At 65.7% G+C, this 9,193-nt stretch carries 7 protein-coding genes and 1 pseudogene; 6 read left to right on the forward strand and 2 right to left on the reverse strand.

The window, feature by feature from the left end; translation table 11 throughout:
- Positions 1–49 precede the first annotated feature (49 nt).
- From hrcA to dnaJ, 4 genes are all read left to right on the forward strand, one after another.
- The gene (hrcA, locus tag RTY46_RS12580) at positions 50–1,114 is read left to right on the forward strand and encodes a heat-inducible transcriptional repressor HrcA (RefSeq protein ID WP_312708744.1); all 1,065 of its coding nucleotides are present in this window, start codon (positions 50–52) and stop codon (positions 1,112–1,114) included.
- 63 nt (positions 1,115–1,177) lie between these two features.
- The gene (gene grpE / locus RTY46_RS12585; RefSeq protein ID WP_199934407.1) at positions 1,178–1,693 is read left to right on the forward strand and encodes a nucleotide exchange factor GrpE; all 516 of its coding nucleotides are present in this window, start codon (positions 1,178–1,180) and stop codon (positions 1,691–1,693) included.
- A gap of 186 nt (positions 1,694–1,879) precedes the next feature.
- Entirely contained in the window at positions 1,880–3,802 is a 1,923-nt protein-coding gene (gene dnaK / locus RTY46_RS12590) for a molecular chaperone DnaK (RefSeq protein ID WP_312708746.1), read from the forward strand.
- Positions 3,803–3,956: 154 nt separating this feature from the next.
- Complete coding sequence (gene dnaJ / locus RTY46_RS12595; RefSeq protein WP_312708747.1) at positions 3,957–5,081, forward strand: molecular chaperone DnaJ; 1,125 nt, start codon at positions 3,957–3,959, stop codon at positions 5,079–5,081.
- A gap of 151 nt (positions 5,082–5,232) precedes the next feature.
- Here the strand turns inward: dnaJ and RTY46_RS12600 are convergent.
- Positions 5,233–5,493: pseudogene (locus RTY46_RS12600) on the reverse strand (helix-turn-helix domain-containing protein); the annotation flags it as partial.
- A gap of 201 nt (positions 5,494–5,694) precedes the next feature.
- On the opposite strand from RTY46_RS12600, the gene RTY46_RS12605 reads away from it, so the two are divergent.
- Entirely contained in the window at positions 5,695–6,582 is an 888-nt protein-coding gene (locus tag RTY46_RS12605; RefSeq protein WP_312708748.1) for a hypothetical protein, read from the forward strand.
- 31 nt (positions 6,583–6,613) lie between these two features.
- Here RTY46_RS12605 and RTY46_RS12610 read toward each other — a convergent pair whose 3' ends face one another.
- The gene (locus RTY46_RS12610; protein ID WP_312708749.1) at positions 6,614–7,411 is read right to left on the reverse strand and encodes a helix-turn-helix transcriptional regulator; all 798 of its coding nucleotides are present in this window, start codon (positions 7,409–7,411) and stop codon (positions 6,614–6,616) included.
- Between the two features lie 73 nt (positions 7,412–7,484).
- Between RTY46_RS12610 and RTY46_RS12615 the strand changes: the two genes are divergently transcribed.
- A complete protein-coding gene (locus tag RTY46_RS12615) occupies positions 7,485–8,684 on the forward strand; it encodes an MFS transporter (protein WP_312708750.1) in 1,200 nt (399 codons plus the stop codon).
- Positions 8,685–9,193: the final 509 nt, after the last annotated feature.

Raw genomic sequence — 9,193 nt, forward strand, 5'->3', positions numbered from 1 at the left:
AGGTGCTGCGCCGCCATTATCTAGTGTCCGTGTCTCACAGGTTGATTCCATGCACGGTTCCGCCGACCAGCTAGCCCCGCGTGCGCGCCATCTGCTGCGCACGCTCATTGCGCGTTACATCCAGGACGGCGAGCCGGTGGGCTCGCAGACGCTGGCGCGCGTGGCTGGCCTGGAGGTCAGTCCGGCCACCATCCGCAACATCCTGGGCGACCTGGAAGATCTGGGCCTGCTGGCCTCGCCGCATACCTCGGCCGGGCGTGTTCCCACCGCGCACGGCTACCGCGTGTTCGTCGACAGCCTGTTGCAGATGCAGCCCCCCGGCGAGGGCGAGCTGGCCCGCCTGCGCCTGGAACTGGCCGGTGGCGGCAGCACCCAGGCCCTGCTGGGCAGCGCCTCGGAGCTCCTCTCGGCCATGAGCCATTTCGTCGGCGTGGTCAGTGCGCCGCGGCGCGAGCAGTTCGCCTTCCGGCAGATCGATTTCGTGGCCTTGGACGGGCGGCGGGTGCTGGCCATCCTGGTGTTTGCCGACAATGAAGTGCAGAACCGGGTGATCGAGACCCGCCAGGAGTTCGCCCCGGGCCAGCTGGAACAGGTCGCCAATTACCTGAACGCGCATTTTGCCGGCCTGCCGCTGGCCGAGATCCGCACCCGCCTGCTGCTGGAGCTGCGCGATGCCCGTTCCGAGCTGGAGCAGCTGCTGGCGCACAGCATCGAGCTGGCCGAGCAGGCCCTGCAGCCCCCGGCCGACGACATGCTGGTGGCCGGGCAGACCCGGCTGATGGGCGTGCAGGACCTGTCCGACCTGGAGCGCCTGCGCGAACTGTTCGAGCTGTTTTCCAGCAAGCGCGAGATCCTGCAGCTGCTGGAGCGGACCATCCAGGCTCCGGGCGTGCGCATCTTCATTGGCGAAGAGACCGGCATGATGCCCCTGCAGGGCGTTTCGCTGGTCACCGCGCCCTATACCGCCAATGGGCAGGTGCTGGGCGTGCTGGGGGTGATCGGGCCCAAGCGCATGGCTTACGACCGCATGATTCCGCTGGTGCAGGCCACCGCCGACGTGCTCGGGGCGGCCTTTTCGCCGTCCGGGCGCACCCCGGGCACATCCGACGCTTGAAACGCAGCATCCCGCCCACACTAGGGTGGGTGGAGGCGGGCTGTGACCGCCAGGGACCCAGACATGAACCACGAAAACCCCGATATCGAATCCCAGCAGAGCGCGGCCGATGCAGCGGCTGCGGCCGGCGTGAGTGACGAAACCGAGCGCCTGCGCGCCGAGATCGAGCAGATCAAGGCCGACGCCCTGCGTGAACGCGCCGATCTGGACAACCAGCGCAAGCGCGTGGCCCGCGACATCGAGCAGGCCCGCAAGTTCGCCAACGAAAAGCTGCTGGGCGAGCTGCTGCCGGTGTTCGACAGCCTGGATGCCGGCCTGAAGGCCGCTGGCGATGACGCCCATCCGCTGCGCGAGGGCCTGGAGCTGACCTACAAGCAGCTGCTGAAGGTCGCCGCCGACAATGGCCTGGTCCTGCTGGACCCGACCGGCCAGCCGTTCAACCCGGAACACCATCAGGCCATCAGCCAGGTGCCGACCCCCGGCGCCGTCCCCGGCAGCGTGGTCACCGTGTTCCAGAAGGGCTACCTGCTGAACGAGCGTCTGCTGCGGCCGGCGCTGGTGGTGGTGGCCGCCGACTGACCCGGCGTCCCGGGCGCACGGCCGCCGGGGACCGGTAGCGCCGGGCCATGCCCGGCGAACCTTGAACGGTTGAACACAGCGTTCGGGGGATGGCTTGAATGTTCCACGAGCCTCCCCCACATCCCATTCATCCACCGGCACAACGGCCGGACTGAACCCAACAAGCATTCTTCAGGAGTCTCCCCCATGGGCAAGATCATTGGTATCGACCTCGGCACCACCAACTCGTGCGTGGCGATCATGGACGGCGGCAAGGCCCGCGTCATCGAGAATTCGGAAGGCGATCGCACCACCCCGTCGATCGTCGCCTACACCAAGGACGGCGAAGTGCTGGTCGGTGCCTCGGCCAAGCGCCAGGCCGTGACCAACCCCAAGAACACCTTCTACGCGGTGAAGCGCCTGATCGGCCGCAAGTTCACCGACGCCGAAGTGCAGAAGGACATCGCCCACGTCCCGTACAGCATCCTGGCCCATGACAATGGCGATGCCTGGGTGGCCACCAGCGACGGCAAGAAGATGGCCCCGCAGGAAATCTCGGCCAAGGTGCTGGAAAAGATGAAGAAGACCGCCGAGGACTTCCTCGGTGAGAAGGTCACCGAAGCGGTCATCACCGTGCCGGCCTACTTCAACGACAGCCAGCGCCAGGCGACCAAGGACGCCGGCCGCATCGCCGGCCTGGACGTCAAGCGCATCATCAACGAGCCGACCGCGGCCGCCCTGGCCTATGGCCTGGACAAGGGTGACAACAAGGATCGCAAGATCGTGGTGTACGACCTGGGCGGCGGCACCTTCGACGTCTCGGTGATCGAGATCGCCAACGTCGATGGTGAAAAGCAGTTCGAAGTGCTGGCCACCAACGGCGACACCTTCCTGGGCGGCGAAGATTTCGACAACCGCGTCATCGAGTACCTGGTTGAAGAGTTCAACAAGGACCAGGGCATCGACCTGCGCAAGGATCCGCTGGCCCTGCAGCGCCTGAAGGACGCCGCCGAGCGCGCCAAGATCGAGCTGTCCAGCGCCCAGCAGACCGAAGTGAACCTGCCGTACGTCACGGCCGACGCCTCCGGTCCGAAGCACCTGAACATCAAGCTGACCCGCGCCAAGCTGGAAGCGCTGGTGGACGACCTGATCAAGAAGTCGATCGAGCCGTGCCGCGTGGCCCTGAACGATGCCGGCCTGCGTTCGAGCGACATCAGCGAAGTGATCCTGGTCGGTGGCCAGACCCGCATGCCGAAGGTGCAGCAGGCGGTGACCGAGTTCTTCGGCAAGGAAGCGCGCAAGGACGTCAACCCGGACGAAGCCGTGGCACTGGGTGCGGCGATCCAGGGCGGCGTGCTGGGCGGCGACGTGAAGGACGTGCTGCTGCTGGACGTGACCCCGCTGTCGCTGGGTATCGAAACCATGGGCGGCGTGTTCACCAAGATCATCGAAAAGAACACCACCATTCCGACCAAGGCCTCGCAGGTGTTCTCCACCGCCGAAGACAACCAGTCGGCCGTGACCGTGCACGTGCTGCAGGGTGAGCGCGAGCAGGCCCGCTTCAACAAGTCGCTGGCCAAGTTCGACCTGTCCGGCATCGAGCCGGCCCCGCGTGGCCTGCCGCAGGTGGAAGTGTCCTTCGACATCGACGCCAACGGCATCCTGCACGTGTCGGCCAAGGACAAGAAGACCAACAAGGAACAGAAGGTCGAGATCAAGGCCGGTTCGGGTCTGTCCGAGGAAGAAATCGCGCGCATGGTGGCCGATGCCGAAGCCAACCGCGAAGAAGACAAGAAGTTCCAGGAACTGGTGCAGGCCCGTAACCAGGCCGATGCCCTGATCCACGGCACCCGCAGCGCCATCACCGAGCACGGCAGCAAGGTCGGCGGCGATGTCATCGGCAAGGTGGAAGCGGCCCTGGCCGATCTGGAAACCGCGATGAAGGGCGACGACAAGGCACAGATCGAAGCCAAGTCGAAGGTGCTGGAAGAAGCCGGCCAGGCGCTGTTCGCCGCCGCTTCGGCCGACCAGGGCGGTGCCCCGGGTGCCGACGCCGGCACTGCAGGCAAGGCGCAGGATGACGTGGTGGACGCTGAGTTCACCGAAGTCAAGGACGACAAGAAGTCCTGATCCGGACCGACACGGGGCGCTGCCTGGCAGCGTCCCGTTGTCGCATCAGGGTCCTGACCGCCGCCCGGCGTGTCGGGGCGCCCGACGCAAGAGCGGACCTGGTTCCGCTCTTCCGCTTTGACGAATCCCGACTTTCCGGAAGCTGATTCACCCTATGAGCAAGCGCGATTATTACGAAGTGCTGGGCGTTGCCCGCACCGCCACCGACGAAGAGCTGAAGAAGGCCTACCGTCGCTGCGCGATGAAATTCCATCCGGACCGCAACCCGGGTGATGCGGCGGCCGAAGCCTCCTTCAAGGAGTGCAAGGAAGCCTACGAAACGCTGTCCGACGGCAACAAGCGCCGCATGTACGATGCCCACGGCCACGCCGCGTTCGAGCACGGCATGGGCGGTGGCGGTGGTCCGGGCGGCCCGGACATGAACGATATCTTCGGCGATATCTTCGGCAATATTTTTGGTGGCGGCGGTGGCCCGCGCCAGGCCCGTCGCGGTGCCGACATCGGCTACGTGATGGAGCTGGACCTGGAAGAAGCGGTGCGTGGCATCGAGCGCCGCATCGAGATTCCGACCCTGGCCGAATGTGGCGACTGCGATGGCAGCGGCTCGGAAGACGGCAAGGTCGAGACCTGCAACGTCTGCCACGGCCGCGGCCAGGTACGCATCCAGCGCGGCATCTTCGCCATGCAGCAGGCCTGCCACAACTGCAACGGCCGCGGCCAGATCATCGCCAAGCCGTGCAAGACCTGCCACGGCAACGGCCGGGTGGAAGAAGACAAGGTGCTGTCGGTGAAGGTGCCGGCCGGTGTCGACACCGGCGACCGCATCCGTCTGTCCGGCGAAGGCGAGGCCGGTCCGGCCGGTACGCCGCCGGGCGATCTGTACGTGGAAGTGCGCGTGCGCGAGCATGCGATCTTCCAGCGCGACGGCGACGACCTGCACTGCGAAGTGCCGATCCGTATTTCGCAGGCCGCGCTGGGCGATACCGTGCGCGTGGCCACCCTGGGCGGCGAAGCGGAGATCCGCATTCCGGCCGAGACCCAGACCGGCAAGCTGTTCCGCCTGCGCGGCAAGGGCGTGCGTTCGGTGCGCAGCCGCAGCGAAGGCGACCTGTACTGCCGCGTGGTAGTGGAAACCCCGGTGAACCTGACCGCTGACCAGCGCAAGCTGCTGGAGCAGTTCGAGGCGACCTTCAACGGTGAAGAGGCGCGCAAGCACTCGCCGAAGTCGGCCACCTTCATGGACGGCGTGAAGGGCTTCTGGGACCGGATGACGTCCTGAGGTTTCACCGCAGACGGTTAACGGTAGCGCCGGGCCATGGCCGGCGTTTCTGTTTGCGGACATCGCACGCATTCCGCCGGGCATGGCCCGGCGCTACCAGGGGGGCTGTTCTCTGGTAGATCCGCGCCATGCGTGGATGTGGTTCGAGGAATCAGCGGAAGAACGCCGCCGGTGTATGCCCCAGCTGCCGCTTGAACATGCTGGTGAACGCGCTGGGACTGTCATAGCCCATCGCCAGCGCTACATCGATCACCTTTTCGCCCACCGCCAGGCGCTCCATCGCCGCCAGCAGCCGGGCCTGCTGCCGCCATTGGCCGAAGGTCATGCCGAGTCCGCAGGCGAAATGACGCTGGATGGTTTTCACGTCCACCGCCAGGGCTTCGGCCCAGTCCTGCAGCGTGGCTTCGTCGCCGGAATCCATCCTGCTGCTCGTCCGAGTGGAACCGGAAGTGAGACCCGCTGGCGTGTGTGGCGGGACTGCTCATTGCCAGGATCAGAAATGCTGCTGCGCAGCGGAACTGCGACACGCTTGGCTCTTATGCCCGGTTGCGGAGAATGCCTACGGCACGCCCGGCGTTGTGTCTGTGCGATTCCTGCCGCCTAAAATGGAAGCATGAATCCATCCATCCAGAAAAGACTGCGCTGCCGGGGCGCCATCGGCATTTCGATGCTGGTGGCGGCGTTGACCGTGCCCCATGTCTCGGCAGCACCGGCTTGCGGCTTCGATGAGCCGATCGTCGATCCGCAGGAAGCCCCTACGCCTTTGCCTGGTACACGCTGGACCTACTCCGTCGGCGCATCGCGTCCAGAACTGACGTTGCAGCTGCAGACGGTGGAGCCGCAGCAGCTGGCGCTTTCGATTGATGGACAGGCCGTTCGGCACGAATGGCGAGAGACCTATGCAGACGTGAATCCGCTGCGAAAAGGGGAAAAGATCCTGCTGCGCTTCCCGTTATCCGTCGGCGCGCAGTGGCAGGACAGGTTCGAGGAGCCGGGCGAAATCCGCGCTTCGTTTGGCAGCTATCGCTATGACTATGTGGAGGAGAGCAGCAGCCGAGTCGTGGCCGTCGAGACGGTCCGGACTGCGCTGGGTGACGTAAATGCCTACCGGATCGAGAGAGATGCGCGGTGGCACAAATCAAATCCCCGCTCGGATGACATGAAACACATGCGCCTGGAAGGTAGTGGTGCGGTGGACGGAATGGAACGCAGCATCAGCTGGTACGCGCCAAGCGTTGGGCGGGTGGTGTTGCGGCGAAGCATCAAGGCCAATCCAAACTATCGCCACCACCCGACTGCGGAAAACGACAGTCCCCGTCTGATGGTCACCGAGCTGGTCGGTTTCCAGCGCCCCGATGGCTGCCGCGTCGAAGCAGCTCCCACCCAGGCGCGTGTGCCCGATGATCTGCCACCGCTGAATTACCCCCTGATGTTCAACGACCGATGGGAATTCCTGTTGATTCGCCATCAGCATGTGCCGGCCGTATCCGTGGATCGTTAGCGCGTGGAGCTGCCTGCGGGCCCGCCGGCGATCAGCGGAAAAACGCTGCCGGCGTCTGCCCCAGCTGCCGCTTGAACATGCTGGTGAACGCACTGGGGCTCTCATAGCCCATCGCCAGCGCTACATCGATCACCTTTTCGCCCACCGCCAAGCGCTCCATCGCCGCCAGCAGCCGGGCCTGCTGCCGCCACTGGCCGAAGGTCATGCCCAGTTCGCTGGCGAAGTGGCGCTGGATGGTCTTCACGTCCACCGCCAGCGCCTGCGCCCAGTCCTGCAGCGTGGCCTCGTCACCGGGATGCTTCTGGATGTGCTGGCAGATGCGCTGCAGGCGCGGGTCGGCCGGCGTTGGCAGGTGCAGCGGCAGCACATCCATGCGATGCAGCTCGTCCAGCAGCAGGCGCACCACGCGGCCATCGCGGCTGTCGTCTTCGTGCTCGCCCTGGATCTGGCTGGCTGCGTGCAGCAGTTCGCGCAGCAGCGGCGCCACCTGCACCGCGAACGGGTCGGTGGCCAGCTGCGGGGCGAAAGCGGGATCGATGTACAGGCTGCGCATGTGAACATCGGCAATGCAGTCCACCCCGTGCGCCATGCCGGCCGGCATCCAGATCGCGCGGGTGGACGGCACGACCCAGCGGCCTACTTCCGAACGCACCACCATCAGCCCGGACATGGCATAGACCAGCTGGTGCCGGCGGTGCCGGTGCGGTGACACCCGGGTGCCCGCGGGATAATCCTTCACCCGGCAGGTCACCGGTCGGTGGCCGGGCACTTCGTTCCAGGGCGCGGACTCGCGGATCGTGCAGGGCGTGTCCTTTTTGCGATATGGCATGACCAGAACGCGGCGGAAGGGAGGGGAGGTGCACCGTAGCATGCGTGGCTCGCCCCCATCCTGACTGCGCACCATGTCCAGCCTGGCTTCCCCTGTTCCCAGCACCCGCAGCACGTCCCCGGGCGTGCTGGCGGCGATTTCCACCTCCCACGTGGTCAACGACATGATGCAGTCGCTGATCCTGGCCATCTATCCGGTCATCAAGGGCGGTTTCAACCTCAGCTTCACCCAGATCGGCCTGATCACGCTCACCTACCAGCTGACCGCGTCGATCTTCCAGCCGCTGGTGGGCCTTGCCACCGACCGCAAGCCGGCGCCTTACTCGCTGCCGATCGGCATGGCCTCGACCCTGTTGGGCATGCTGCTGCTGGGCTTCGCCCCGAACTACGCGATGGTGCTGCTGGCCGCGGCGCTGGTGGGCGTCGGCTCGGCCATCTTCCACCCGGAAGCCTCACGCATCGCGCGTCTGGCCTCGGGCGGCCGTCATGGCTTCGCGCAATCGGTGTTCCAGGTCGGTGGCAATTTCGGCACCGCGCTGGGCCCGCTGATCGCTGCAGCAGTGATCGTGCCGTATGGCCAGCACGCGGCATCGTGGTTTGCCGGTGCCGCGCTGATCGGGATTGCGTTGTTGACCTATGTCAGCCGCTGGTACGCGCAGCACCTGGGCACGCCGCGACCGGCCGGGCAGGGCACGGTCGCCCCGCGTCATCCCACGCGGACGGTGGCGCGGGTGATGGCCATCCTGCTGGTGCTGATCTTCAGCAAGTACTTCTACATGGCCAGCATCGGCAGCTACTTCACCTTCTACCTCATTCATCACTTCGGCATTCCGGTGGCGCAGGCGCAGCTGCACCTGTTTGCGTTCCTGGTGGCGTCGGCGGCCGGTGGTTTCCTGGGCGGGCCGCTGGGTGACCGCATTGGCCGCAAGCCGATCATCTGGGCCTCGATCCTGGGCGTGGCGCCGTTCGCGCTGGCGCTGCCGCATGCCGATCTGCTGTGGACCACGGTGCTGGCGGTGCTGATTGGTTTCGTGTTGTCGTCGGCGTTCTCGGCGATCGTGGTCTACGCGCAGGAAATGATGCCGCACCGGATCGGCATGGTGTCGGGATTGTTCTTCGGCTTTGCCTTCGGCATGGGCGGGCTGGGCGCGGCGGTGCTGGGGCTGCTGGCGGACAAGACCAGCATTGAGTTCGTCTACCAGTTGACCGCGTTCCTGCCGCTGCTGGGCATCGTCGCGGCCTGGCTGCCGCCGTCTCGCCCGGCTGCACACTGAGGGGGAGGGGGGGGTGCAGGGCTTGCAGCCCTGCACCTGCTGTAGAGTCGAGCCATGCTCGACTGAAGCAACGTCAACGTCAAAAGCGGGTTTCCGGTGGGTAGGCGTGGCGGTGTCGGATTGCGGGGACGCCGTAAGTACGTCCCTGTAGGCTTGGCAGCGGCATCCATGCCGCTGACACCCCGCAATCCGACACCGCCCCGCCTTCGACAGAGTGCCGCGATCTGTTGGAACAGCGTACTGCTCTGGTAGGTGTCGACCTTGGTCGACACGAATGAATTCGTTCGATATCTGACAGGAAAATCGTGTCGACCAAGGTCGACACCTACCAACAGCCGCGCGTCTTAGTAGATCCACGCCATGCGTGGATGAATTCCTTCGATATCCGACAGATGTGCCGACCAACGGTCGGCACCCACCAACAGCCGCGGGGGACTGTCAGAGGTGGGGCGGTGTGGGTGGGCAGGACCGCAGGCGCCATGGGCCCGAGGCATGCCTCGGGCGGGTTG

The sequence above is a fragment of the Stenotrophomonas sp. genome, from assembly GCF_032056425.1.
In the GTDB taxonomy this organism is placed as follows: domain Bacteria; phylum Pseudomonadota; class Gammaproteobacteria; order Xanthomonadales; family Xanthomonadaceae; genus Stenotrophomonas.